The organism is Solibacillus sp. FSL H8-0538 (assembly GCF_038003525.1).
Classification (GTDB): Bacteria; Bacillota; Bacilli; order Bacillales_A; family Planococcaceae; genus JBBOPI01.
Genome location: NZ_JBBOPI010000001.1, coordinates 525665 through 551192 on the forward strand (window position 1 = coordinate 525665; position 25528 = coordinate 551192).

General features: G+C 39.6%; 25 protein-coding genes and 1 pseudogene. 18 read left to right on the forward strand and 8 right to left on the reverse strand.

Going from position 1 to position 25528, the window contains the following annotated elements:
• Position 1: 1 nt before the first annotated feature.
• From MHH87_RS02465 to MHH87_RS02485, 5 genes are all read left to right on the forward strand, one after another.
• Positions 2-181: a uracil-DNA glycosylase gene (locus tag MHH87_RS02465; RefSeq protein ID WP_340747748.1), complete on the forward strand. Its 180-nt coding sequence runs from the start codon at positions 2-4 to the stop codon at positions 179-181.
• Complete coding sequence (locus tag MHH87_RS02470) at positions 178-456, forward strand: YwdI family protein (protein ID WP_340747749.1); 279 nt, start codon at positions 178-180, stop codon at positions 454-456. The genes MHH87_RS02465 and MHH87_RS02470 overlap by 4 nt, the downstream gene beginning before the upstream one ends.
• A gap of 56 nt (positions 457-512) precedes the next feature.
• On the forward strand, positions 513-893 hold the full coding sequence (locus MHH87_RS02475) for a DUF423 domain-containing protein (RefSeq protein WP_340747750.1): 381 nt from the start codon (positions 513-515) through the stop codon (positions 891-893).
• Between the two features lie 122 nt (positions 894-1015).
• A complete protein-coding gene (locus MHH87_RS02480; RefSeq protein ID WP_340747751.1) occupies positions 1016-2203 on the forward strand; it encodes a M20 family metallopeptidase in 1188 nt (395 codons plus the stop codon).
• 150 nt (positions 2204-2353) lie between these two features.
• On the forward strand, positions 2354-4039 hold the full coding sequence (locus tag MHH87_RS02485; RefSeq protein ID WP_340747752.1) for a methyl-accepting chemotaxis protein: 1686 nt from the start codon (positions 2354-2356) through the stop codon (positions 4037-4039).
• Between the two features lie 49 nt (positions 4040-4088).
• Here MHH87_RS02485 and gerQ read toward each other — a convergent pair whose 3' ends face one another.
• On the reverse strand, positions 4089-4400 hold the full coding sequence (gene gerQ, locus MHH87_RS02490) for a spore coat protein GerQ (protein ID WP_340750858.1): 312 nt from the start codon (positions 4398-4400) through the stop codon (positions 4089-4091).
• Positions 4401-4448: 48 nt separating this feature from the next.
• A pseudogene (locus MHH87_RS02495) lies at positions 4449-4817 on the reverse strand (cell wall hydrolase).
• Positions 4818-5220: 403 nt separating this feature from the next.
• On the opposite strand from MHH87_RS02495, the gene MHH87_RS02500 reads away from it, so the two are divergent.
• A complete protein-coding gene (locus MHH87_RS02500; RefSeq protein WP_340747753.1) occupies positions 5221-5391 on the forward strand; it encodes a hypothetical protein in 171 nt (56 codons plus the stop codon).
• Between the two features lie 110 nt (positions 5392-5501).
• Here MHH87_RS02500 and hemQ read toward each other — a convergent pair whose 3' ends face one another.
• Positions 5502-6251, reverse strand: coding sequence for a hydrogen peroxide-dependent heme synthase (gene hemQ / locus MHH87_RS02505; protein WP_340747754.1), 750 nt, complete (start codon positions 6249-6251; stop codon positions 5502-5504).
• A 162-nt stretch (positions 6252-6413) separates the two neighbouring features.
• Here hemQ and MHH87_RS02510 point away from each other — a divergent pair, with 162 nt between their 5' ends.
• Both MHH87_RS02510 and MHH87_RS02515 read left to right on the forward strand, forming a co-directional pair.
• Complete coding sequence (locus MHH87_RS02510; RefSeq protein WP_340747755.1) at positions 6414-7238, forward strand: lipoate--protein ligase family protein; 825 nt, start codon at positions 6414-6416, stop codon at positions 7236-7238.
• A gap of 208 nt (positions 7239-7446) precedes the next feature.
• Positions 7447-8778: a GntT/GntP/DsdX family permease gene (locus MHH87_RS02515; RefSeq protein WP_340747756.1), complete on the forward strand. Its 1332-nt coding sequence runs from the start codon at positions 7447-7449 to the stop codon at positions 8776-8778.
• Between the two features lie 119 nt (positions 8779-8897).
• On the opposite strand, the gene MHH87_RS02520 is transcribed toward MHH87_RS02515, so the two are convergent.
• The gene (locus MHH87_RS02520) at positions 8898-9743 is read right to left on the reverse strand and encodes a MurR/RpiR family transcriptional regulator (protein ID WP_340747757.1); all 846 of its coding nucleotides are present in this window, start codon (positions 9741-9743) and stop codon (positions 8898-8900) included.
• A 105-nt stretch (positions 9744-9848) separates the two neighbouring features.
• Here MHH87_RS02520 and gnd point away from each other — a divergent pair, with 105 nt between their 5' ends.
• Positions 9849-10745, forward strand: coding sequence for a phosphogluconate dehydrogenase (NAD(+)-dependent, decarboxylating) (gnd, locus tag MHH87_RS02525; protein WP_340747758.1), 897 nt, complete (start codon positions 9849-9851; stop codon positions 10743-10745).
• A gap of 198 nt (positions 10746-10943) precedes the next feature.
• Here the strand turns inward: gnd and gntK are convergent, their stop codons facing one another.
• Entirely contained in the window at positions 10944-12482 is a 1539-nt protein-coding gene (gntK, locus tag MHH87_RS02530; protein ID WP_340747759.1) for a gluconokinase, read from the reverse strand.
• Between the two features lie 140 nt (positions 12483-12622).
• Positions 12623-13270: an RsfA family transcriptional regulator gene (locus tag MHH87_RS02535; protein WP_340747760.1), complete on the reverse strand. Its 648-nt coding sequence runs from the start codon at positions 13268-13270 to the stop codon at positions 12623-12625.
• 243 nt (positions 13271-13513) lie between these two features.
• Between MHH87_RS02535 and MHH87_RS02540 the strand changes: the two genes are divergently transcribed.
• Both MHH87_RS02540 and MHH87_RS02545 read left to right on the forward strand, forming a co-directional pair.
• The gene (locus MHH87_RS02540; RefSeq protein WP_340747761.1) at positions 13514-13741 is read left to right on the forward strand and encodes a DUF1450 domain-containing protein; all 228 of its coding nucleotides are present in this window, start codon (positions 13514-13516) and stop codon (positions 13739-13741) included.
• Positions 13742-13856: 115 nt separating this feature from the next.
• Positions 13857-15152 (forward strand): HD domain-containing protein, encoded by a 1296-nt coding sequence (locus tag MHH87_RS02545; RefSeq protein WP_340750860.1) that lies wholly within the window; start codon positions 13857-13859, stop codon positions 15150-15152.
• A 170-nt stretch (positions 15153-15322) separates the two neighbouring features.
• Here the strand turns inward: MHH87_RS02545 and MHH87_RS02550 are convergent, their stop codons facing one another.
• Positions 15323-15508, reverse strand: coding sequence for a 2-hydroxymuconate tautomerase (locus MHH87_RS02550; protein ID WP_340747762.1), 186 nt, complete (start codon positions 15506-15508; stop codon positions 15323-15325).
• Between the two features lie 65 nt (positions 15509-15573).
• Here MHH87_RS02550 and MHH87_RS02555 point away from each other — a divergent pair, with 65 nt between their 5' ends.
• On the forward strand, positions 15574-16086 hold the full coding sequence (locus MHH87_RS02555) for a YwhD family protein (RefSeq protein WP_340747763.1): 513 nt from the start codon (positions 15574-15576) through the stop codon (positions 16084-16086).
• A 416-nt stretch (positions 16087-16502) separates the two neighbouring features.
• Here MHH87_RS02555 and MHH87_RS02560 read toward each other — a convergent pair whose 3' ends face one another.
• On the reverse strand, positions 16503-18563 hold the full coding sequence (locus MHH87_RS02560) for a transglycosylase domain-containing protein (RefSeq protein ID WP_340747764.1): 2061 nt from the start codon (positions 18561-18563) through the stop codon (positions 16503-16505).
• A 243-nt stretch (positions 18564-18806) separates the two neighbouring features.
• Here MHH87_RS02560 and speB point away from each other — a divergent pair, with 243 nt between their 5' ends.
• The 6 genes from speB to MHH87_RS02590 all read left to right on the forward strand — a co-directional run bounded on the left by speB (position 18807) and on the right by MHH87_RS02590 (position 25525).
• The gene (speB, locus tag MHH87_RS02565) at positions 18807-19679 is read left to right on the forward strand and encodes an agmatinase (protein ID WP_340747765.1); all 873 of its coding nucleotides are present in this window, start codon (positions 18807-18809) and stop codon (positions 19677-19679) included.
• Positions 19680-20032: 353 nt separating this feature from the next.
• Positions 20033-20473, forward strand: coding sequence for a DUF1934 domain-containing protein (locus MHH87_RS02570; RefSeq protein WP_340750862.1), 441 nt, complete (start codon positions 20033-20035; stop codon positions 20471-20473).
• Positions 20470-22137: an arginine--tRNA ligase gene (argS, locus tag MHH87_RS02575; protein WP_340747766.1), complete on the forward strand. Its 1668-nt coding sequence runs from the start codon at positions 20470-20472 to the stop codon at positions 22135-22137. Before MHH87_RS02570 ends, argS begins: the two co-directional genes overlap by 4 nt.
• A 562-nt stretch (positions 22138-22699) precedes the next feature.
• Positions 22700-23878 carry an acyl-CoA dehydrogenase family protein gene (locus tag MHH87_RS02580; protein WP_340747767.1) on the forward strand — a complete coding sequence of 393 codons (1179 nt, stop codon included), beginning with the start codon at positions 22700-22702 and terminating at the stop codon, positions 23876-23878.
• The gene (locus tag MHH87_RS02585) at positions 23875-24744 is read left to right on the forward strand and encodes a transporter substrate-binding domain-containing protein (protein WP_340747768.1); all 870 of its coding nucleotides are present in this window, start codon (positions 23875-23877) and stop codon (positions 24742-24744) included. The genes MHH87_RS02580 and MHH87_RS02585 overlap by 4 nt, the downstream gene beginning before the upstream one ends.
• Before the next feature lie 70 nt (positions 24745-24814).
• Positions 24815-25525: an amino acid ABC transporter permease gene (locus MHH87_RS02590; RefSeq protein ID WP_340747769.1), complete on the forward strand. Its 711-nt coding sequence runs from the start codon at positions 24815-24817 to the stop codon at positions 25523-25525.
• The last annotated feature ends 3 nt before the right edge of the window (positions 25526-25528 follow it).

The window sequence follows — 25528 nt, forward strand, 5'->3', positions numbered from 1 at the left end:
GATGAGAGTAGATTGCTTTAAATGCAAATATTTTCGTGTCACGTGGGATCAGAATAATCCACGCGGCTGTTCTGCTTACGGCTTTAAAACAAAGCAGCTTCCTTCTATATTAGTCAAACAATCTTCTGGCATGGACTGCCTGAAGTTTTCACCAAAGCCACAGCAGGAGGGCAAGCGATGATTTCATATACAACGTTAGTGAAGCAAATTGAAAGGCATGTTACAGCAGCACAGCAAGCAAGTACGGAGCAGCAACTACGTGAGCAATTAACAGCTGTACGTGCGCTGTGTGATGTTGTTCTAACAGGTGATCAGACAGTGCAGCCAATGGAACGAGTAATGGTGCGCGACATTACGGAAGAGCCGGTATTTGTAGCTGCACAGCCGGTACAAACAGTGCCTTCACAAAAACTTCAAGAAAGCGATGCAAACGGCGATTCAATATTTGATTTTTAAATGCCATTATTGGGTGTACGCATGGTGAAATTGATATAGAAAGAGGTAACAGGGAAATGAAGGGTTCAATTATTTCAGGTGCGATTCATGGCTTTTTAGCAGTAGCATTGGGTGCATTCGGTGCACATGCACTAAAAGAAATACTAGATGATTACGGTGTGGGAATTTGGAATACGGCTGTACAATATCAAATGTTTCATGCCACTGCACTTATATTCGTTGGAATTTTAATGAGTTCGTCACTTTTTCGTGCGGTAAAACAATTAAAATGGGCAATGGTTTGCTTTAATGTAGGTATTGTTTTCTTCTCTGGAAGTTTACTTGTACTAGCTGTAACAGGCATAAAAATTTTAGGCGCGGTTACTCCTATTGGTGGCGTGTTCTTTTTAGCTGGTTGGGTTCTTGTAATCATCAGTGCAGCGAAATACGCAAAATAATAAAAGATGTTCAATTTGTATGAAATATGACAAATTGAGCATCTTTTTTTTTGAGTAGACTTAATAGTTAGAAAATACTGTATAGTATAAGCAACGTATATTTTAGAAAGTAGGGATTGTTAATGAACGAATTATATATAAAGCTCCAGTCGAAATTTGAGGAAATGGTAGTCATTCGTCGTTATTTACATGAACGTCCAGAGTTATCACATCAAGAAGTACATACACCGGCTTATATTGCTAATTATCACCGGAAATTAGGGCTAGAAGTGCGCGAGGGTGTTGGTGAACGCGGAGTTGTAGCAACATTACGTGGTGGCAAGCCTGGTAAAACGGTTGCGTTGCGTGCGGATTTTGACGCATTAGCCATTCAGGAATTAAATGATTTACCCTATAAATCAAAAAATGATGGTGTTATGCATGCTTGTGGTCATGATGGACATACGGCAACGCTACTTGTTTTAGCAAACGTATTAGCGGAAATGCGTGAAGAGATCGAAGGAAATGTAGTGTTCATTCATCAACATGCGGAAGAGCTTGCTCCAGGTGGTGCGAAGGCAATGATTGAAGACTGCTGTTTAGAAGGTGTGGACGTAATTTTCGGTACGCATTTATGGGCACCTACACCTCTAGGCGATATTTTAGTGCGTGAAGGCGCAATTATGGCGGCTGCCGATCGTTTCGAAATTACGATTCAAGGAAAAGGTGGTCACGGTGCGGAGCCGCATCATTCAATTGATGCAATTGTCATTGGTTCACAATTTGTAACACAGCTACAAACACTTGTTTCTCGCCGTGTAGATCCACTTCAATCGGCTGTCGTTTCAGTAGGTCACTTTGAAGCAACCAACCCATTCAATGTCATTGCAGATACAGTTCGATTAAAAGGAACGGTCCGCACATTTGATGAAAATGTCCGTACATTACTAGAGAAGGAAATTGAGCAATTATTACAGGCGGTATGTACAGGAATGCATGCAACATATGAATATAGCTATATTTTAGGCTATCCACCAGTTGTCAATCACGTCAATGAAACACATTTCGTTGCAGATGTTGCAGCACAAGTTCCAGGTGTTGAACGTGTGATCGAATGCCCACCGTTTATGATTGGGGAGGATTTTGCCTACTATATGGAGCATGTTCCAGGGACGTTTTTCATCACAGGTGCAAAACATCCAGAGTGGGAGCAGGCTTATCCGCATCATCATGCCCGTTTTGATTTTGATGAGCGTGCGATGCTCATTGCTGCACAAGTGTTAGGAGAAGCGACGTTAAACTACTTGAAGGCGGAAGAATCGAATCGTTGATAATAAAAGTCGAACGTTAAAAACAATAATAAAAGATGAAAAATGCTGCTTTAGTAGTTTATAATATTTAAGTACCCTACAATGTAATATGTTGTTAATTATGGAAAATATTTTAATAGTATGTATACAAACAAGAGAGAAGGAAATCAAGTGAGTGTAGGTAAAAAACTGAATGCCTCGTTTTACTCAATTATTATTCTTTTATGTATTACAATCGGGATAAACTTTTTAAGCTTAAATAATATTGAGAAGAAAACCGAAGAAGCATTTGATCAACGTGTAGAACAAATTCGTATAACAGATCAAATTAAATTTAGTTTAGCGATGCAAGGTTCATATGTACGTGCATTAATGCTAGAAAACACGAAACAGAACGAAGAAAAACTAATGTATTATCAGACCTATTTAGATGAACAAATAGCACTTCTGGCTTCGGTGGCTCTTAGTGATACGATGAAGGGTTATATTAGTGAAATTGAAGGGTTTAATAGTAAATTTAATGAAGATGCGGCAAAAGCATTAAAAGCTTATAAGGAAGGCAATATTCAATTAGCAACGGAAATTGTAAACAATGAACTAGAAATTTCCAACGACGGTATTTTAAACAGCGCATCAGAGATTATTACCTATCAGGAGAAGCAACTAGATGGTATTAGTGAAGAAACAGTAGAGGCCATTGCTAGCTCAAAAACAACGTCTATTGTTGTATTAGTTATTAGTTTATTATTTGGCGTAATTTTAGTCATTTTTGTACGCAAAACAATTACAGTTCCACTAAGAATGGTTGTAAATGAGGCGAATATTATTGCATCAGGTGACTTGTCAAAAGAAGATATTTCGATTCGTACACGTGACGAAATTGGCGATCTTGGTAAAGCCTTTAATACAATGAAAAATAATTTAGCAAATTTAATTAAAAACGTGCAGAATAATACTGAGCAGTTAAGCGCAGCGGCCGAGGAGTTATCTGCAAGTACCCAAGAAATTTCTGCGACGACAGAAGACGTCACGAAGCGTGTAAGTGATACGGCAGAAGCAGCTCAAGCGTCATCACAATCTGCTGTAGAAAGTGCACGTGCAATGGAAGAAACGGCAACAGGTGTGCAACGGATTGCAGAAGCAACGCAAACATTACATTCAAGCTCTATTGATGCGAGTGAAACGGCAAGTCACGGTGGCGAAATTATTAATCACGCGAAGAAGCAAATGCAAGTCATTAATGATTCAACAAATTCTGTAAATACACTAGTAAATAAACTAGCGATGCAAACTGAAGAGATCGGTAACATCACGAAGGTTATTACTGATATTACAGATCAAACGAATTTACTTGCTCTAAATGCTGCCATTGAAGCAGCTCGTGCAGGTGAGCATGGGAAAGGATTCGCCGTTGTAGCTGACGAAGTTCGTAAGCTAGCCGAAGAATCGAAAAACTCAGCGAGCTCAATTGTCGCGTTAACACTCGAAATTAAATCGGATACAGAAAATGTAGAAAAGGCTGTTTCTGACTCATTAGTTTCTGTAAAAGAGGGTGTTGCCATTATTAGCGATGCAGGCGAGTCATTTACTGCCATCGTACAAGCTGTTGAACAGATGACGACGCAAATCCAAGAAATTTCGGCAACATCAGAAGAAATTTCAGCAAGTGCTGAGGAAGTAACTGCCTCAGTAAATGAAATCGCAAACGGTGCTAGTAATGCAGCAGCAAGCATTGATATGATTGCAGCCGCAATGGAAGAACAAGCAGCGACAATGGAACAAGTAAATGGTGTTGCAGTAGGCCTAAGTGAAAGTGCGCAAGCGCTACAAACCGAAATTCAACAATTCCGCGTTTAAACGACATAAAAGGTCGACTTTGCCAATGGGCGAAGTCGACCTTTCTCATTTATGGCGTTTGTGTAAAGTAAGCCATCTCTTCATCAAATTCCGCATAATCAAAATAAATCATTGGGAATAGGAAACGGTGATCGGTTTTTAGGTCACGTATAATGGCATGATCACGACCAGCAGCTTCTACAACTCCACGCACAGCTTTCGTCTTTGAACCTTCTATCGCATTATCAAAAGAAAAATAAAACGTTGCTGGTTTTCCGCGATTTAGTCGTAAAATATTTTCAATGTAAGATTCCTCGCGAGGACCAGCAAAACCTCGTGTATTGGCGGGAATCGTTATACCAGTAGGATTCATTTGCTGCATAGGGGGTGTCCAGTAATAAGTCAATTTAGCATCCTTTCTTGTTCATTATTAAACTTCTGGGCAATCAGATTCTGTCGGGGCAAAGAAACAATGGGCTATAAAGCGCCCAGTATTCCATTGACCGTACCATTGTGCGGGGCAGTCACCATCTGGCCTAAAAAACCAAAGTGAATGTGATGCTGGATGAAAGCGTTCGCCTTTAATGACGCGCTCCGCTAATCGAATGTCTTGCGGACGAGCGCGCTGATAAAAATAGCTTTTCGTCGTTTTCTCAAATCCACCAGGACGCTGAAAAACCATTTGTTCTAAATTGCGAATATCGCCAAAATCTAAACAGTTCGCTAAGACGCGGTTGACACCGACATTGCCGACCATTTACATTCCGAGTTCGCCGTCACCTTCTGCTTCTGCACGCATGAGTCGTGCAAGTAATGATGTATAACTGTCAGTAGTTTGAATGGCTGGCGATGGAGTAACCTCCTTTTTTTAGTGGATAAGAAAGTATAACTTTCCAATTCATTTAAGGAAGGACATCAACTTGCCCTGTTTTCGGGGAGCTGAGTCTTTCTAACAGTGTATGCACGTACAACAAAAAAATGATGCCCAATTTAATGTATAATGCCGATTGAATATTTATATACTAGTAGTCATAGCGATATAAAGATGCCGTGAGGGATTTTTAAAATTACATGTAGTCTCAGAACTTAAATAAAATTACACGGGGATGTAATGTAGTATTAGATTTGTGGGTATTATCTTAAGACGATATAGAAGAGAAATGTTGCCTCGTGTATAGGATAACCCGAGGAGTGAAGAAATCATGCAAGTTGGTGTCTGGATTGGTATTTTACTCAGTGCAATTTTGTCTTTTATTGTGGGGGATATTTACGGTCAGCCATTACATTGGTACCTATTTATTATCCTTGTAATTATTGGTGTTTTCATTAACACAATTATTTTAATTTTAAAAGCACACGACGATAATACGTAAAGATTTGAGCCAAATAGTATGAGTACATCTCTTTTATTTTCGTGATTTTTTTTCCATAGAGAAAGTATAAACGCCTGAGGGAATTCCCTCAGGCGTTTGTGTTTTTCTAATTAGACAGATAATAATTTTACTAATTTATCGTTATCAAGTAAGTTACCTACTAGGAACTCACCGAATTCACCGTAACGAGCTGAAACTTCATCAAAGCGCATTTCGTAGACGATTTTTTTGAATTGTAGCATGTCATCAGCGAATAATGTTACGCCCCATTCGTGATCGTCAAGACCAACTGAACCTGTAATAATTTGTTTGATTTTACCCGCATAGCTACGACCAATCATGCTATGAGAGCGCATTAAGTTTTTACGTACATCCATATCAAGCATATACCAGTTGTCATTGCCTTCACGACGTTTGTCCATCGGGTAGAAACATACGTATTTTGAACGTGGAAGCTCTGGATATAGACGTGCACGTACATGTGGATTTTGGTATGGATCTTCATTTGACTCGCCCGATAAGTAGTTTGAAAGCTCTACTACTGAAACATAAGAGTAAGTAGGGATTGTGAAATCAGCGATCGCTAATTTATTGAACTCTGTTTCTAACTCGTTTAATTCTTCAGGTGTTTCACGTAAAGTCATAATCATGAAATCTGCTTTTTGACCAATAATCGAGTAGAAAGCATGAGAACCCGTTTTTGTAACATCGGCTAAACTTAATTTTTCTAGGTATTGAATAAATTCTTCAGTAGCTGCTTTGCGCTCCTCTGCAGAAACTAATTTCCATGAAGCCCAGTCAATTGAACGGAAATCATGTAGTGCGTACCAACCATCTAGAGTAATTGCTGCTTCGTTCATGTATAAACACTCCTTGTAATTGAAAATCATTCACAGTTAAGTGTAGCACAAATAGTCAAAAATTCATTCATGAAACATACAAATTTAGGGGATTTCACGAATTTGACATGACTTTGAATTGCGGTATGCTAAAGTTATTCGCAAAACGGGGGAGTTAGCAACATGGAATCTCTATTAACACAAACAAAATGGCGCTTTATCGATCAGTCGATTAGCGCAAAAACAGCATCACCACTTGAATCGTTCGCCATGGACGATACACTTTGCCATCTTGTCGGACAGCAGCTAGGAAAGCCAACGATTCGCACGTGGGTACATAATGACTCCGTTGTGCTCGGTATTCAAGATCACCGCCTGCCGTATGTTGAGGCAGGAATGAATGAACTCTGTGCAAACGGGTATAATCCTATTGTAAGAAATTCAGGAGGCTTAGCGGTTGTTTTGGACAGCGGTGTTCTAAACGTATCAGTGATAGTAAGTGAGCAGCAGCCTATTAGCATTAACAGGGCATTTGAGGTGATGGTAGAATTTATTAAAGCCATATTTCCTGAACTACAAGATAAAATAGAAGCGTTTGAAATCGTTGGCTCGTATTGCCCCGGTTCTTATGATTTAAGTATAGGTGGACAAAAATTCGCAGGTATTTCTCAGCGCCGAATGAAAAACGGTGTTGCTGTACAAATTTATTTATGTGTTGAAGGAAGCGGAAGTGAACGAGCTGAACTGATTAAGAAATTTTATCAAATAAGTTTGCAAAATGAGCAGACGAAATTTAAATACCCAACGATTACACCGCATGTAATGGCATCACTCCAACAACTGACAGGACAACAAATTACAGTAGAAGACGTGAATTTACGTATTCAGCAGCTTCTTTTAGAGTGGGATGACCAGCTAGAAATCATGCCATTACAGCAAGATGAAGTTGAGCTTTATTCGTACTATTTAACACGAATCTTTAAGCGTAATGAATCACTTCTACGCTAAAATTGTAAACTCTTGATAATTTCTTTTGAAATGAGAAATTATCAAGAGTTTTTTTGATGTAAAAAATATTTCAAGGTTTATATTGAAATAAGAAAATAATTTTCATATAATGTGAAAGTGCTTACATTTCGATAAGCATTAGACAGACACATCTCGCTTCAAAATAGGGCAAGATGATGTCCTTATTATGTGGTTAAGGGGGCGCAAAGTGGACGCTTATTTATTAATTATTACGTTGTTATCAATCGTACTCGTTATTGTAGGGGTATCGGTTTTTAAATGGCATGCTTTTATTAGTTTACTCATGGCTAGCTTATTTTTAGCCATTTTCTCTGGCATGAACTTTACGGAAATTGTTGCGGCTTATGAAACAGGTGTTGGCGGTCAGCTCGGACACTTAATTGGAATTTTAGCTTTAGGAACAATTTTAGGTAAGCTTTTAGCGGAGTCTGGTGCAGGTCTTCAAATTGCAAACTTCTTTATTAAAGTATTTGGTGAGAAGAAACTTCCGTGGGCAATGTTTGCTTCAGGTTTTATTATCGGGATACCGGTATTCTTTGAAGTCGGGATTTTAATTCTGTTACCATTAATCATTTCAATTCAACAATCAACGAAGAAAAATATTTTATTAATCGGGTTACCAGCCATTGCTGGTTTATCCATCGTACACGGTTTAGTTCCACCGCATCCAGGTGCTGTTGCAGCCATTGGAATTTACGGTGCAAACCTTGGTACAGTATTACTTTACTCATTAATCATCGCGATTCCAACAGGGATCATTGGTGGACCGCTATTTGCGAAATTTATCTCAAAACGTGTAAAACCACAAGGTGAGCCTGAATTGCTTCAAGCAGGCGAACGTCCAGAAGGAATTACATTACCAAGCGTATTTTTATCATTCTTCTCAATCTTGTTACCAGTTGTGTTAATGGTACTTGGCACAATCGCAGGAACTATTACGAGTAATGAAACAGCACAAGGCGTACTTGGATTTATCGGAAGTCCGCTAATTTCATTATTAATCTCTGTATTCTTTGGAACATATGTTTTAGGTTATATGCGTGGACGTGACCGCAAAACGATTAAGAAGTTTATTGAAGAATGTTTATTACCAGTCGGTTCAATTGCACTTATTATCGGAGCGGGATCAGGCTTTAAACAAATTTTAATCGAATCAGGTGTCGGTACGATGATTGGGGAAATGGCACAGGACATGTCATTATCGCCACTTGTACTAGCGTTCATTATCGCGGGTCTTATCCGTATCGCAACGGGTTCGGCAACAGTAGCATTAACAACAGCTGCAGGTATCGTAGCGCCAATTATTGAATCAATGAGCGGTGTAAACTTAGAATTACTTGTTATTGTAACGGGTGCGGGTTCATTAATGTTCTCTCACGTAAATGATGCCGGCTTCTGGATGGTAAAAGAATATTTAGGTCTAACTATTGAAGAAACGTTTAAAACATGGACGGTTCTTGAAACAATTCTATCATTCGTAGCATGTGCTTGCGCGCTTGCGTTAGACGCGTTCCTATAAAAAAGCGTATTCGTGTCCGTTTACACCGGACAAGCGCTACGAACTCTTTGCGAGCGGGAGAATGCCGAGACATAAAAAAAACTAATCCTACTTAATCGTAGGATTAGTTTCTTCCGTTATTAGATTCGTGTTTGAGAAATCGCTTTACGCATTTTTTCAAGTGCATGTTTCCCCTTATCTTTATGCAGCACCATAATATTCACGTACAGTGCATCAACTATGCTGAGCTGCGCAATCCGTGATGATAATGCCTCAGAGCGGTATTCGGTTTCCTCCGAAGTAGTGAAAAGTGCGATATCTGATTTTTGTGCAATAGCCGATTTAGGGAAGGCAGTAATGGAAATTGATTTTGCCCCGTTCTCTTGAACCGTTTTTAAAATGTTGATCGTATCTTTATTCGCGCCTGAATGTGAAAAAATGACAGCAACATCCTCTTCAGTTAGTTGGGATGCCGCCATTAGCTGGAAATGGGAATCGATAAAGGCGAATGATGGAATGCCTGTACGTAAAAATTTATGGTAACCATCCATCGCGATTACCGAGGAGCCACCAGTACCGAAAAAGTGGATTTGCCGTGCATTGCTTAACAGCTTCACCGCTTCTTTCATCGCAGAAGCCTCAATAATATGTAACGTGTTTTCAAGCGTTTGAATATTCGACTTGAAAATCTTTTGTGTAATCGCAAGCTCGTCATCTAGTTCAGAAATTTCCTCGTGAATTTGCTGGATTGGTGTGACCGTGTCTGTTGCGAGTGCAATTTTAAAATCTTGAAAGCCGTTAAAACCGATACGTTTACAAAAACGGAACACTGTGGCATCAGCCATCGCTAAATTTTCAGCTACTTCACTAATTGTAGCGTGAATAATATTTTTTGGATTTTCGATTATATAATCTGCAATCTTCTTCTCTTTTTCACTAAGACGTGCATACAAAGATTGGATTTTGCGAATCGTATTTTGAGTCATAGAAAGGCTCCTTCAACATCAATTAGTAACTGTAGTATAGCATACACAAAAGCGTTTCATAGCGTTCTTTAAAACACCGAAATAATAGAAAGTAGGCGGACATTTATGCAAGTTGGTTTAGTTGGATTAGGAAAAATGGGCTTTAACTTAGGGTTAAATTTAATGGATCATAACTACGAGGTGCAGGCGTTTGATATTAACGAAGCAGCTGTAAAAGAATTCGAAGCAAAAGGAGGCAAAACATATACTTCAATTGAGGAATTAGTTGCTAGTATGGCTACTCCACGCGTACTTTGGTTAATGGTTCCAGCGGGTGAAATTACGAAAGAAACAGTAGCGAAAGTCGCACCTTTACTTGAAGCAGGCGATATTTTAATTGATGGCGGGAACTCTCATTATAAAGAATCCACAGCATTTGCAGCTGAGCTTGCTAAACAAGGCATTCACTTTATGGACGTTGGTACAAGTGGTGGAACAGAAGGCGCTCGTCACGGTGCATGTATGATGATCGGTGGACCGAAAGAAGCGTTTGACCATATTGAACCATTTATTAAAGATATTTGTGTGGATAAAGGCTATGTGTATGCTGGTGCAGCAGGTAGCGGTCATTTCCTGAAAATGATTCACAATGGGATTGAATATGGCATGATGCAAGCAATTGCAGAAGGCTTTGAAGTATTAGAAAAAAGCCCGTTTGATTTCAACTACGAGCAAGTAGCGCAAGTGTGGAATAACGGTTCAGTTATCCGTTCTTGGTTAATGGAATTAACACAAAATGCGTTTTCAAAAGATGCAAAATTAGACGGCATCCGCGGTGTTATGAACTCATCTGGTGAAGGGAAATGGACTGTTGAAACAGCGCTTGAACTACAAGCACCAGTACCAGTTACTACACTTGCACTAATGATGCGTTACCGTTCTCAAGAAGACGATACATTCACTGGAAAAGTTGTTGCAGCACTACGCAATGAATTCGGTGGCCACGCAGTCGTAAAAAAATAACTAAAAAAAGGCTGTTTTTCGGAATTAGATTTCCGGAAAACAGCCTTTTTAATGGGTGGGGAGTAGGAAGCTAGCTGGACGAATTCTGGTCGAGCCTCATCAGTATTGCGGCCAAAGTCGCCAGTATTCCAGTCAAAGTCGCCAGTATTCCAGTCAAACTAGCCAGTATCCCATAGCTCAACAACGTCACGTCACACTCTATTTCACCCATTTATTTTGGAATTCAACGATAGGCTCATATTCTTCATTAAATTTGCGAGATAAACGAATGTAAATTGGGGCAAGTTCATTATAAATTTCAACATGCTCTTCAATTGGCTCGTGATGATGCGTGGAACCTACCCATTCAGAAATAATAGAGAAGTCTTCAATTTCTCCGATAGCATAAAGTCCAAGGACAACTGCACCAAGGCATGAACTTTCATAGCTTTCTGGCACCGTTACAGGCTGATTGAAAATATCCGCCATCATTTGACGCCATAAATCAGAACGCGCAAAGCCGCCTGTTGCTTGGATTTTCTGTGGAATACCAATCATTTCCTCAAGCGCTAATAGCACAGTGTACAAATTGAAAATAACCCCTTCAAGTACAGCACGAATCATATGCTCGCGCTTATGATGCAAGCCAAGTCCGAAGAAAGAACCACGCGCATTTGCATTCCATAGCGGCGCACGTTCTCCTGCTAAATACGGATGGAATAATAGACCGTCCGCACCTGGTTGAACGCGTTCAGCAATTTTTGTTAATACCGTATAAGCGTCAATGCCAAGACGTTTTGCCGTTTCTACTTCTGCAGACGCAAGCTCATCGCGTACCCAGCGGAACGTCATGCCACCGTTATTCACAGGTCCGCCAATTACCCAGTGCTCATCTGTTAATACGTAACAAAAAATACGTCCTTTTGAATCTGTTGAAGGTTTATTCGTTACTGTACGAATAGCTCCGCTTGTACCGATTGTTACAGCCACAACACCCGGGTCAATGGCATTTACACCTAAATTTGATAGTACGCCATCATTGGCACCGATAATAAAACGAGTAGTAGGAGCAATGTTTAGTTCTGCTGCAATCTCCTCATGTAAGTTTGTAATCACTTCCGTCGTTGGCACAAGTGTAGAAAGGTGATCTTTCGAAATACCCGCAACCTCAAGTGCCTCCGCGTCCCAGTCTTTCGTAAATAAATTAAACATCCCGGTTGCAGATGCAATCGAATGATCAACTAGGAAGCGACCAAAAAATTGATAAAAAACATATTCTTTAATACCGATAAATTTTGAAGTGGCATTAAATAACTCTTGTTTGTCATGACGAATCCATGTGATTTTTGCTAGTGGTGACATCGGATGAATCGGCGTCCCTGTGCGTAAATAAATTTCATGGCCGTTCAACTCAGACTTTATTTTATTTGCCCACTTTGTCGCACGGCTATCCGCCCATGTAATACAATTTGACAACGGTTTGCCCCTTTCATCAACAGCAATGACACTATGCATCGCTGCGCTAAAAGAGATAAATTGCAATTCATGTTCCAGCTCGTAAGAAACTGCCTCGCGAATCGAATGTTTTACTGCTGCGTAAATCTCATCTGGATTCTGTTCGGCAACAGATGGAATGGGACTATAAAGTGGATATTCACAGCGACCAACATGTAACACTTGCCCTTGATCGTTGTATAATACGGCTTTTGTCCCAGTTGTGCCAATATCGACACCTAAATAGGTAGAAATTTTGCTCATACTCAAAGTCCTTTCGTATATAAATATATTTTCATAAGTATATTATAGTTTTGAAATAAATTTTCTTCTCTTTTATTTTACTTAATAATAGGGAAGTATGAAAGCATTTTCATAACGAAAAAAAATAAAAAAACGAAGTGCTACATATGCACTTCGTCGGACTCACTAGAATGAGTGGATGCTATAAGGTTCCCATTCTTCTCCATTTTAAACATAGGGGCAACTCGTTCTTCATCTGTTTCAAGCGTAACGAGTCTGCGTGCACGGTTCATAATCGAAACGAATTGCTCGTAGTCTTCTTTTATCTCTTTATTTTCCCTTTGTAACTTTTCGAGCTGCTTTTCAAGTTCGTTTTTCTTGTCTGTTACGATGCTTGCAACTTGCTTCCATTTTAGTGCTTCATGTTCCGCGGTATGAGTATGTTGCAAACGCACTAAATATGCAATAACGATATCTAATGACAATGCAGATAATGGGATTGATTTCGTTTCCTCTTCGGAATTAGAAGGGAGTAAGTATAGGTGATTCACACGGCGTTTTGGAGAGACACCTAGCACTCTCATTCTTTCTTTTCTCTCTTTTTTTGCTAAAGCAAGCTCGTTTTCATAGATGCGACGAACGACGGCATTCCAGCGAAAGCCACATGCAGCTGCTGTACGATTGAGAGTGTCTCCGGCTTCCTCAAATGCATTTAATTGCGTACTACCTTCTTTAACATGACGTAGTACGGCTTCGGCTAACAATTCATCATTTTCTTTCATCCAAGCGTCCTGTCTAATTTTTACCAATGTGTAAACCTCCTGACATGTTCATAGTTTTGTTGTTCAAAATCTATCATGTCCATCTATATCCATAATTATTCATTCTTTGTGACAGAACATTAGAGAAAGATATAAATTCAATTAAGACCTTTGACGGAGATAGTCTGTTATTGCTTGAAGGAAGGACGTATTTTACGCTACAATAGCTGATAGGTTAAAACTTATGACACAATAATGTATGTAAATTAAAAGAGAAAGGGTGTTGACACAATGGCAAACGAATTCCGAGTTTGCGATGAATGTCAGGCCGTTAATTTAAAAACGTTAATTCCCAAATTAAAAGAGATTGATCCAGAAGCGACGATTGAAATTGGCTGTCATTCATACTGCGGTCCAGGCCGTAAAAAAACATTTACATTCGTAAATAGCAGACCAGTAGCTGCATTAACTGAAGATGAGTTAATGGAAAAGGTATTGGCAAAACTAAAAAAGCAATAATGTAAAACTACCTTCACCTATTAGTGTTGGTAGTTTTTGTTTTATTAATCCGTGTAAACACCCGCATTGTCACATATAATTGAAAGAAAGAACAATTGGGAGGTAGGCAATTGTGATGAACTATGCAAATGCAAAATTACAAGAAGAAAAAGTATTTAAAGATCCTGTCCACCGCTATGTTCATGTGCGCGATCAAGCCATTTGGGATTTAGTCGGGACACGAGAATTTCAACGCTTACGCCGCATTCGCCAACTAGGCACTACATATTTAGTCTTTCACGGAGCTGAGCATAGCCGCTTTAATCATTCGCTCGGCGTTTATGAAATCGTGCGCCGAATTATCGATGATGTATTCAAAGGGCGTCCTGAATGGGATGAGGGGGAACGTTTACTCGTATTATGTGCGGCTCTTTTACATGATTTAGGTCACGGTCCATTTTCCCATGCGTTTGAAAATGTTTTTGAAACAGATCACGAGCAATTTACGCGTGAAATTTTACTAGGTGATACCGAAGTGAATGAAGTGTTGCGCCGAGTAGCTGTTGATTTTCCGGAAAAAGTAGCTCAAGTAATTGAGAAGACATATCCGAATGAACTCGTTGTCAGCTTAATATCTAGTCAAATTGACGCCGACCGCATGGATTACCTACAGCGCGATGCTTATTATACAGGGGTTAGCTACGGCCACTTTGATATGGAGCGTATTATGCGCGTCATGCGTCCACGTGCGAACGGCGTTGTCATAAAGGAAAGCGGGATGCATGCAGTAGAAGATTACATTATGTCTCGCTATCAAATGTATTTGCAAATCTACTTCCACCCGGTGTCACGTAGCGCAGAGGTCGTGCTCAATAATATTTTAAAACGAGTAAAGCAGCTGCGTGCGGAAGGCTACTGGTTTAAGTATGATCCGCAGCACTTTTTACCTTTTTTCGAAGGAATGGTTACATTAGAGGATTATTTAGCATTAGATGAAAGCATCATGCTGACATACTTCCAATTTTGGATGAAGGAGGACGACGCTATTTTAAGTGATTTAAGTCGTCGCTTCGTCAACCGCAAGTTATTTCAATATGTGAATTTTGATCCGCATGAGCGTAGGGAGGATTTTGAAGAACTACAGCGGTTATTTACGGAGGTAGGACTTGATCCGAATTACTATTTAGTACATGACTCAACGTCTGATTTGCCATATGATTTCTACAAACCGGGTCATGAAAGCACGAAGCGGCCTATCTTCCTACTAATGTCAGATGGGCAGCTGTGCGAGCTTTCCGAGAAATCACTAATCGTGGAATCAATTGCTGGGCGCATTAAAGTAGATCATAAAATTTACTTTCCTGAAGAGTTATTAAGCGATTCGAGCATTTCACAATCGCTGATAACGAAAGTAAAAAAACTGTTACTTTAATAAAAAATTCACTAAAACATCTTGTTGATGAATTTCATAAATCATTAATTAGGAATAATTTACATTTTTTTGGCTCATCACCAAAAGTCGGGGATGAGCCATTTTTTTGCAAAAAAGACATTCTGTATATAGAAAAAGAGAACCCGCAGTTGGATTCTCTCTATGTAAGATTATTTATCACTATAACGTACGCCGGCAGTTGCGTAATGAGCTTTCGCCATTTCTTCAATGATAATTGATACATTTTCTACTGGTGCATTGACCGTTTTTGACACAGCTGCAGTAACTTCTTCAACTAGGGCACGCTTTTGCTCGTCTGTGCGGCCTTCAATCATTTTAATTGTAACGATGGGCATAATATCGCCTCCTAAGTGGAATATAGTGTATATTATTAATAATAGCGTAATTGGAGGTATTTACAATGGCAAACGAAGAAAAACCAAAACAAAAAATGGGATTTACTATTATAAAAAATGATCCGACAGACGGACATAAAGGCTATGGGATTGGCTCGCTATCACTTGAAAATGTGTCACCCGTCATTTTAGATGTGGAAGAGAAAACGGCGATTGTTGATGTTGGGGCGATGCATGCACGCAGCGATGTGGAGCGCGGCATTAAGTTCACAACAGACCGTGCTGATTCAGAAGGTGGGAAAAATTACTGGCTCATTTGGGTAACCATTGATCACAAGGAAGACGGGGCGTATTTTGCAGGCGTATCTGCATGTGAGATGGTCGTAAACCGTGAAAAACGTCGCGGCTATAAAATTTTAGCGGACCATGTGAATAAAATGGATAAGTCGATGAAGCGTCATATTTTAGTCGATCATATGGACGAAGCATCGAAAAAAGTGCTTGCTAATTTCCTACAAACGCATAATAACGACATGTGGTTGCGCAGTGATGAGAAATTACGACAAGATTTAGTATAATTTAAAAGTAAAGAAATTCTTACACAGTCAACAAATTTTGTTAAATAAACCTAAAAATACGTGAACAAACTGTGACATTTCTTCTAAGCAACTAATAGGTAGTTGAAAGTGCTTACGAAAAAAAGTACACTTGAACTACAGCTTGCATGTAGTAAGCTAGGACACATGGGAAACGACAGTGATGAGAGCTATGCGGCATTTGACCCTTCCCAAGCCGAATGCCCCATGATTCTCATCCTTCGCGTACCATAATAGAAAAGCTCTTTCGTCTTACGGACTTGTGCCGGAGACGAAAGAGCTTTTTTAATAGATAAGAAAGTATAACTTTCTTATCTACATAAGTAAGGACAGCATCTCGCCCTAAATATGTTGAGATACGTCTTACTAGGTTTCAGTTCGAAAGCGATGTAGACAACTTAATATCCCCAATATTCCCGGATCGCTTCATATGGAAGCATTTCTAAAATATTATCCCACATATTATCATTAAACAAATTAAACGTTGAACAATTTTCAGTCGGAACATCCTCAGTTTTAACATAAATAATGCGCTGGTTTGGGCATGCATCTGTTGCTAGCTTTCCAGTGTCAATATCGATCTTTACCGGCTGTACACCATTTGGAATCGTAAACCCTTCATTTGCTTTACCCTTGTTTACTGTTTCCATAAAATCAATCCACACTTGTTTCGAGGCTGCCATATCTGCTTGCACAGAAAGCGTTTTACCTTGGTCATAGCCATTCCAAACACCGGCTGTCAGGCTAGGCGTAAAGCCAATCATCCACTGGTCACTGTTCGTTGTACCCGATTTTGCTGCATACGTATGTGTCATTCGAGAGCGGAGGGATACACCTGTTGCCGGTGAGTAGTCGCTAAACACTGGATCAAAAATGCCTGTCATCATTTCTGTTAAAAGAAATGCATCTTCCTCTGACAGAACTGCAGGCTGTTCCTCCTCCTTATATTCATAAACGACATTCCCTTTCGCGTCGGAAATAGATAAAATTGTCGTCGCATGACGCTGTTCTCCACCTGAAGCAATTGAGTTGTAAGCATTTGTTAAGTCGAAAAGTGATGTTTCAATCGTTCCAAGTGCTATGGAAGGATTGTCCTCATCGGAATAGGCTAAATCAAAGCGCTTGAGCATACCACGGAAATTTTTATAGCCAACTTGCTCTAATGTTTTGACTGCATAAATATTGTCAGAAATTGCTAGCGCTTGAGCGAGTGATATTTCGTGGTCCGCAAACTTATTATTAACGTTTTTCGGCGAATAAGTTGCGCGTCCGCTATCATACGTAAAGGTTGTTTGTCCCGCATCTAAAAATGTGAGCGGTGTAAAGCCGTTCTCCAGTGCCGTCGCATATAAAATAGGTTTAATCGCAGAACCAGGCTGGCGTTCTGCAAGGGTGACGCGGTTGAACGAACTCTGGCTATAATCACGTCCGCCAACGAGTGCGGTCACAAAGCCTGTATTAACGTCCATACTAATAAAGCCAACTTGTAGCTCGTTATCGGGCATATTATTTTTTACTGCGTCTTCAGCTGCCTTTTGATGTGCTTGATTTAACGTTGTTTGAATTGTCCAGCCACCTTCACTAATAGCTAGATTTTTTTCTTCTAAAATGTCACTTGCTTCTGTCCAAACGACATCTAAAAAATATGGGGCAATTGATTCTGTCGCCATCCACTCATCATTTTTTAGCGTAATGGCTTCAGCAACGGCACGTTCTTTTTCTTCTGCTGTGATAACTTGTTGCTCATTCATTAAACGTAAAATTAGTTTCTGGCGATTAGAAGCCTTCTCAAAATTTGCAATGGGTGAGTAGATGCTCGGTCCTTTCGGTACACCGGCCAGCATAGCAGCTTCAGCTAAAGTAAGGTCACTTGAAGATTTACTGAAATAGTAGCGGCTCGCAGCTTCCACACCATACATGCCATGGCCGTAGTATACAGTATTTAAATAGCCCTCTAAAATCTCATCCTTTGAATAGAAAAGTTCCAAACGATACGCATATAGTGCTTCGTTTATTTTACGATTCCACGATTTTTCATGCGTTAAATATAGATTGCGTGCATATTGCTGTGATAATGTACTGGCACCCTGTACTTTACTACCCGCCTTAATATCTGCGAGGACAGCGCCAGCAATTCGTGAATAATCGAAGCCACTATGCTCATAAAAATCCTTATCCTCAACGGCGATCGTTGCCTTTACTAAATATGGAGAAATCGTATCTAGTTCCGCCCAATATCTTCGCTCAGATGTAAAGTGATCGCCAATTTGGTTATCTTGGCTATCAAGGAAGATGGACGCTTTTGGTACGGTAAGCGTAGGTGCACCAGCGACCTGTGCATATATACGTAATGAAAGAAGGGTGACAGCCGCTGCACAAACTACACCAATGCATAGAAGCATCATTTTTCTGCTCCATTGTTGTCGTCTTTTTTTACGGATATATTGCTGTCTGTTCATTTCGTTTCACCCCGGTTTCTACAATTGTGCTTAGTATGTGTTGAATGTTTTTTTTTTAATACTAAAAATCTAATAAAACTATTGAACTTTCATGGAAAACATCTATACTTTTTGGTACTGCCTTAAACTATACGAAAATAGTGAAATAAAGTTTCAATTTAGTAACCTTAGTGTGGGCAAGTATTCTCTTAAATATGCATCTCTTTACAATAGAAAAAAATATGAAAGTGATAGGTGAACAAAATGAGATTTGATGAGAGCTATTCAGGTAACGTCTTTATTAAAAGTCATCCAAACTACGAAGAATCGTCAGCTGTGCTATACGGTATGCCAATGGACTGGACAGTGAGCTACCGTCCAGGTTCACGCTTTGGTCCAACCCGCATTCGTGAAGTATCAATTGGGTTAGAGGAATATAGCCCGTATTTAGATCGCGAATTAGAAGAAGTACAATATTTTGATGCTGGTGATATTCCGCTGCCATTTGGTAATCCGGAAAAATCACTTGCTGAAATCGGAACATTTGTCAAAAAAGTGTTAGCTGATGGCAAAGTTCCAATCGGCATGGGCGGGGAGCATTTAGTTTCTTTGCCCGTGATGAAGGTCGTTTATGAAAAATATAATGATCTAGCGATTATCCATTTTGATGCGCATACAGACTTGCGTACAGATTACGAAGGCGAGCCATACTCACATGCAACGCCAATTCGTAAAATTGCTGATCATATCGGACCAAAAAATGTCTATTCGTTCGGAATTCGTTCTGGTTTAAAGGAAGAGTTTGAGTGGGCAAAAGAAAATGGAATGCATATTTCTAAATTTGAAGTGCTAGAGCCGCTAAAGGAAGTATTACCAACACTTGCAGGACGTAATGTGTATGTAACAATTGATATTGATGTACTGGATCCAGCGCACGCACCAGGTACAGGCACAGTAGACTGCGGCGGTATTACATCTAAAGAATTACTAGCATCTATTCATGCAATCGCAGGCAGTGATGTGAACGTTGTAGGCTTTGACTTAGTCGAAGTCGCACCAATTTACGATACATCCGAAATGACTGCGAATACAGCAGCAAAACTAATCCGAGAAATGATTCTTGGTTGGGTGAAATAAGCGTCATGCTATAAAAAAAGCGATGTTGGGCTACCCAACATCGCTTTTTTAACGACATAATAAAGAACACACCTCGCCCTTTAAATAGATGGCCAATAAATTAAGGGTCTTTACCAAAACATGTACTTTACTTTAAAAGAAAGTGTACAAATTTATAAGCACATGGAACGGAAAGCGTCCGCCTGGAGTGGAATGTGCTGTCGAGTACAGATTTTAATTTAGAGCTTAAATTTTCACAGCATACAATAAAGTAATAAGCACGATAGAAGTTGACTTGTACCTTGATTAAATAGCGCTAGTTATCCTATAATAAGAAGGTTATAGAATTACATGCAAGGGAGCTGACCGTAGTGATGAACGAGGCAGGAACTGAAGTCAAAATTAAACTAGTTTCCTCAATCATTCCGACAGAGGGAGAGCTTGAAACATACGAAATGTGGCTACAAGGTACCTTTGTTGAAAAGACCGGTAAACCATACTTACGATATGAAGAAGTACAAGAAGATAAAACAATTCGTACAACGGTAAAATTAACAAATGATCAAGCATTGATTATGCGTAGCGGTGGTGTTAATATGCGTTTACCACTCAATACGACACAGCGTGAACAAGGGTCTTATGAAAGTCCGTATGGCTCATTACCAATTGAGACAAAAACGCATCAACTTGCTGTAGAGCTTGAACAAGGTAGCAATGTATCAGGGCGTTTTATAACGCAATATGATCTTATTATAGGCGGCACATCCGTCGGCAATTATACTTTAGAAATACACTATTCGGAGGTACAATCATGAACGCTGTAGAACAATTACAACAATCGATTAAAGTAGCACTGCTAGTGGCAATCGAAAAAGCAGGCTTAGTAGAAGCAGGCACAGAATTAACTATCCACCTAGAAACACCAAAAGACAAAGTAAACGGTGACTTCGCAACAAATATCGCGATGCAATTAACAAAATTAGCGAAAAAGCCACCACGTGCAATTGCTGAAGCCATTTTAGAAGCAATCGAAACAGAGGGAACAGATATCGAAAAAATCGACATCGCAGGACCTGGTTTTATGAATATTACTGTACGTAAAGACTTCCTTGCAGGTGTTGTGAAAGCAGCTGTTGAGCAAGGTGAAAACTACGGTCGTTCAATCGCAGGTAATGGTGAGAAAGTACAGGTTGAGTTCGTATCAGCGAACCCAACAGGCGATCTTCACTTAGGTCATGCGCGCGGAGCTTCAGTAGGTGACTCATTATGTAACGTACTTGATTTTGCAGGTTACAACGTTTCTCGTGAATACTACATTAACGATGCGGGTAACCAAATTAATAACTTAGCTTACTCACTTGAAGCACGTTATAATCAAGCTTTAGGATTGGACGCTACGATGCCAGAAGACGGCTACCATGGACAAGATATTATTGATATTGCCGGTAAATTAGCTGAACAATTTGGTGCATCAATCTTAGAGAAATCAGACGAAGAGCGTTTTGCATTCTTCCGTGAACACGGCTTGAAATTAGAGCTTGGCAAGTTACAAAAAGACTTAAAAGATTTCCGTGTGGATTTCGATGTATGGTATTCAGAAACTTCTTTATACAACAACGGTAAAATCGAAGTGGCATTAGATAAATTAAAAGCAAACGGCCATGTCTACGAAGAAGAAGGGGCGACTTGGTTCCGTTCGACTACTTTTGGGGATGATAAAGACCGCGTATTAATTAAAAATGACGGTTCATTCACATACCTTACACCTGATATCGCGTACCACGAAGATAAAATCGTGCGCGGCTTTGGAAAATTAATTAATATTTGGGGCGCTGACCACCACGGCTATATCCCTCGTATGAAAGCTGCAATTGAGGCGCTTGGTTACGATCGTGATACGCTTGAAGTAGAAGTAATCCAAATGGTCCAGCTATACAAAAACGGTGAGAAATTCAAAATGTCTAAACGTACTGGTAACGCGGTAACAATGCGTGAACTAGTAGAAATGGTTGGCCTTGATGCAGTACGTTACTTCTTTGTTAAAACGGCAGGCGACTCTCACATGGACTTCGATCTTGATTTAGCTGTGTCTCAATCAAACGAAAATCCAGTGTACTATGCACAATACGCACATGCACGTATTTCATCAATTTTACGTGCAGCAACAGAGCAAGGCTTCAACGCTTCACTTGAAAACTTAGGCCTGTTAACTGCGGAAAAAGAAGAAGATGTCCTGAAAAAAGTAGGCGCATTCCCACAAATCGTGGCAGATGCAGCGAAGCACCGCACACCGCATCGTATCGCCAACTACATTCAAGACTTAGCAGCTGCATTCCACAGCTTCTATAACGCTGAAAAAGTAATCAATGCAGATAATAAAGAACTAACAGAAGCACGTATTGCATTAATTACAGCAGTTCGCACAACAATCGCCAATGCAATGCGTTTAATTGGCGTATCAGCACCAGAAAAAATGTAATCAAATATTGATAAAGAAAAGCATCTCGAAATTCGAGGTGCTTTTTGTTATTTTTAGACTCTGTTAAAAAGGGTCTTTACCAAAGCATGTGCTTTACTATAAAAGAAAGTGTACTACTTTATAAGTACAGATTTTGGCGTAGAGCCATAAAAAATGGTTAATTTTTTTTGTTGGAAAATGTGAATTGACGAATTCTAGATACAACTTATTCGTAAATAAGTGCCAATGACGCTTAATTTCTAATAAGTTGTATGTCAAACTCGCTAAATGGAACAACTCGCGATAAAAAAAATATACGCTCTAAAAAAGCCGCAATAATATTTTTTAGTTTGCAATAATGAAAGTTGTATTTACGTAACCACAAAAAACGGCCATAAAATTTTACATAGTCATAAAAAAACTTTTATTGAAGAATGCTGTTAAAATAACGATGTAAGCGCAAACAAATTAAACCTATAAAAAAACTCGGAATAAACCATTGACTTTGTAATTTTCAGAAAGTAATATTAAATTCAACAGTTCAACAACGAAACTGAATTTACAAAAATAGGTGGCGTTAATTTTGAGTAAACAATTATTTATTCAAACCGAAGAACAACAGCGATGGCTAGATAAATTAGCGACGTTAGAAGAGCGCTTCAAGTCGAGAGCCCAAGAAATCGATGAACAATCCATTTTTCCAACAGAAAATTATAAAGAACTACGCGAAATCGGTTATACAAAAATTACTTTACCAAAGGAATTTGGCGGAGAAGGTTTCTCTGTATACGATGCGGTACTAGTTCATGAAACATTATCAAGCTATTGTGGTAGCACAGGCTTATCGGCTGCTTGGACGATTCAAAATGTCGGAGAGCTTTTTGAAAATCGTTACTGGCCAGAAGAGAAGTTAATTGAGTTTAGTGAAGCCGTGAAAAACGGCGCAACAATTAACCGTGCAGTAAGTGAATTTGCTATGGGAAGCCCAGTACGGGGTGGCCGCCCAGCAACTTCGGCAAAACGTGAAGGTAGTAGCTGGGTCATTAACGGTCGTAAAAACTACACAACGGGTTCCCCAGAGCTTGATTTTTTCCTTGTATCAGCTTGGGTAGAGGATGACGATCATTTAGGATTTTTCCTTGTACCAAAAACAGCACAGGGTGTGTCAATTGATGAAACATGGGATGTTGTCTCAATGCGCGGCACAGGCAGTCATGACTTAGTGTTAGAAAATGTTCGCGTACACGAATCAAATTTAGTTGAAATTCCGAGTTATACTACCGGTTTTAAATTAAATGGCTGGTTACTACTCATACCGGCAACATACTTAGGGATTGCACAAGCAGCACGCGATTATGCCGTGGATTTTGCCAATACACACTCTCCAAATAGCTTAAATGGCCCAATTGCACAGCTTCCAAATGTGCAGTCATTAATTGGTGAAATTGAGCTAGAGCTAATTAAAGCGCGCTTCACTCTTTATGGTGTAGCTAAGCTTTATAATGATCCAGCTAATAAAGACAAAATTATTAATGAAGTTAACGCTGCAAAACACGTCGTAACAAACGCCGCCATTAAAGTTGTCGATAAAGCGATGCGTCTAGTTGGTGCGAAAAGTTTACAACGAAGCAACCCATTACAACGTTATTACCGCGATGTTCGTGCAGGGCTACATAACCCGCCTATGGATGACATTACGATTAAAAAGTTAGCAGAGTCAGCAATCCAACAAAACTTAAAAGAGAAAGAGGTAATCGTATGAAATTTAATAAATTTGTGAAATTAGCAGCAATTGGTTTTGCATCAATCTCCATTCTAGCAGCATGTGGAAATGACACGGATAAAAGCGCAGCATCTGCATCAGAAGAGGGCGCAAAAGTAACGAAAGTAAAAGTGGCTTATGACCAAGCAAGTAAACCAATGACGTATATCGATGAAAACGGTAATGCTACAGGTTACGACGTAGAAGTGATGAAATTAGTGGATGAAGCTCTAGAAGATTACGAGTTTGAATATGTGGGTACGACAAGCGATGACTTATTAATCGGTGTTGAGCAAGGGAAGTATAATGTCGGTGTTAAAAATGCCTTTTGGACGGAAGAACGTACAGAAAAGTACATTTTCCCTCAAGAATTCCTAGGCTTAAGTAGCGCAGGGTTAGTACTGAAAAAAGAAAATGCAAATATTAAAAACTTAAGTGATTTTGCATCAGCGGGCTATACGTTAGCGCCAATCGCGGCAAACAACGCACAGTACACAGTAATCGCCGAATACAATGAAGCAAATCCAGGTAACGAGGTTAAATTACAAGCGGGTGAAGACTTCATAGTAGACGTTGTGCAATGGGTAAATGAAGGGCGCGTTGATGGCGGTGTTATTATTGAAGGTAGTTTCACAGGGCAAGTATTAACAGAAGGTGGCCCCTACTACAACTTAAAAGATGAAGTCGTTTATAACGAATTTGCGGTTATTAAAACATGGCCATTATTCAATAAAAAAGAACAACAATTTGCAGATGCTTATGATAAAGCAATTGCTGAAATTAAAGAAACTGATGCATTATCTAAGCTAAGTTTAGAATTTTACGGGAAAGACTTATTTGAAGTGCTAGAGTCAGTAAACCGTTAACAAAGCGAGCTGTTTGAGTCATTGCGCTCAAGCAGCTTTTTAAATACAGTGGAGAGTGGTGGGGTAGCGAGTGGAAAAATATTTTGATTTATCGTATATTTCGTCTGCATTGCCAACGTTAATTCCATATTTATGGGTGACATTATACATTGCAGCCTTTTCGGTCATCTTTGGTTCGTTCTTAGGCTTACTATTAGCTGCGGCGAAGCTTAGTAAAAGTAGAGTTCTTCAGTTTTTAGCGAATGGCTATACAACGATCATGCGTTGTACGCCATCCATCGTCTTATTATTTCTTGTGTATTACGGCATTCCAGCCTTTTCTGAAAATCTATTCGGTATAGACCTGCAAAGTGTATCGACAGGCGTTTTCGTTGTCATTACGTTTAGCTTACAGTTTGCGGCAATGATGTCTGAAGTCATTCGTTCATCCTATATGGCCATTGATAAAGGGCAGTTTGAAGCGGCAGTAAGTGTTGGATTAACTCCCTTTCAAGCGTATCGCCGAATTATTTTCCCGCAAGCCTTTGTCGTAGCCTTACCGAACTTTGGTAACGGACTTATTTCGGTGCTGCAAGAAGGAGCACTTGCATATACGATCGGATTTATTGATATCGTCGGCAAAGCAAACTTGATTATTGCAAATAATTATGGCACACATACTTTAGAAATTTATATTGCACTCGCTGTGATCTACTGGATTTTATCGATTACAATTGAGAAAATTTTCGCTTTACTGGAGAAAGCATTTAGTAAGGGGAAGCAGCCATTAAAAACAACTTAAGGA

What these genes read in the sequence shown, in the direction of transcription:
- MHH87_RS02510 (WP_340747755.1), top strand. Translation starts at nt 6,414, where the DNA reads ATGGAATCTCTATTAACACAAACAAAATGGCGCTTTATCGATCAGTCG.
- MHH87_RS02560 (WP_340747764.1), bottom strand. Translation starts at nt 18,563, where the DNA reads ATGAACAGACAGCAATATATCCGTAAAAAAAGACGACAACAATGGAGC.
- MHH87_RS02500 (WP_340747753.1), top strand. Translation starts at nt 5,221, where the DNA reads ATGCAAGTTGGTGTCTGGATTGGTATTTTACTCAGTGCAATTTTGTCT.
- MHH87_RS02545 (WP_340750860.1), top strand. Translation starts at nt 13,857, where the DNA reads ATGAACTATGCAAATGCAAAATTACAAGAAGAAAAAGTATTTAAAGAT.
- MHH87_RS02550 (WP_340747762.1), bottom strand. Translation starts at nt 15,508, where the DNA reads ATGCCCATCGTTACAATTAAAATGATTGAAGGCCGCACAGACGAGCAA.
- MHH87_RS02555 (WP_340747763.1), top strand. Translation starts at nt 15,574, where the DNA reads ATGGCAAACGAAGAAAAACCAAAACAAAAAATGGGATTTACTATTATA.
- MHH87_RS02520 (WP_340747757.1), bottom strand. Translation starts at nt 9,743, where the DNA reads ATGACTCAAAATACGATTCGCAAAATCCAATCTTTGTATGCACGTCTT.
- MHH87_RS02475 (WP_340747750.1), top strand. Translation starts at nt 513, where the DNA reads ATGAAGGGTTCAATTATTTCAGGTGCGATTCATGGCTTTTTAGCAGTA.
- gerQ (WP_340750858.1), bottom strand. Translation starts at nt 4,400, where the DNA reads ATGCAGCAAATGAATCCTACTGGTATAACGATTCCCGCCAATACACGA.
- MHH87_RS02470 (WP_340747749.1), top strand. Translation starts at nt 178, where the DNA reads ATGATTTCATATACAACGTTAGTGAAGCAAATTGAAAGGCATGTTACA.
- MHH87_RS02540 (WP_340747761.1), top strand. Translation starts at nt 13,514, where the DNA reads ATGGCAAACGAATTCCGAGTTTGCGATGAATGTCAGGCCGTTAATTTA.
- MHH87_RS02585 (WP_340747768.1), top strand. Translation starts at nt 23,875, where the DNA reads ATGAAATTTAATAAATTTGTGAAATTAGCAGCAATTGGTTTTGCATCA.
- speB (WP_340747765.1), top strand. Translation starts at nt 18,807, where the DNA reads ATGAGATTTGATGAGAGCTATTCAGGTAACGTCTTTATTAAAAGTCAT.
- gntK (WP_340747759.1), bottom strand. Translation starts at nt 12,482, where the DNA reads ATGAGCAAAATTTCTACCTATTTAGGTGTCGATATTGGCACAACTGGG.
- gnd (WP_340747758.1), top strand. Translation starts at nt 9,849, where the DNA reads ATGCAAGTTGGTTTAGTTGGATTAGGAAAAATGGGCTTTAACTTAGGG.
- MHH87_RS02480 (WP_340747751.1), top strand. Translation starts at nt 1,016, where the DNA reads ATGAACGAATTATATATAAAGCTCCAGTCGAAATTTGAGGAAATGGTA.
- hemQ (WP_340747754.1), bottom strand. Translation starts at nt 6,251, where the DNA reads ATGAACGAAGCAGCAATTACTCTAGATGGTTGGTACGCACTACATGAT.
- MHH87_RS02465 (WP_340747748.1), top strand. Translation starts at nt 2, where the DNA reads ATGAGAGTAGATTGCTTTAAATGCAAATATTTTCGTGTCACGTGGGAT.
- MHH87_RS02570 (WP_340750862.1), top strand. Translation starts at nt 20,033, where the DNA reads ATGAACGAGGCAGGAACTGAAGTCAAAATTAAACTAGTTTCCTCAATC.
- argS (WP_340747766.1), top strand. Translation starts at nt 20,470, where the DNA reads ATGAACGCTGTAGAACAATTACAACAATCGATTAAAGTAGCACTGCTA.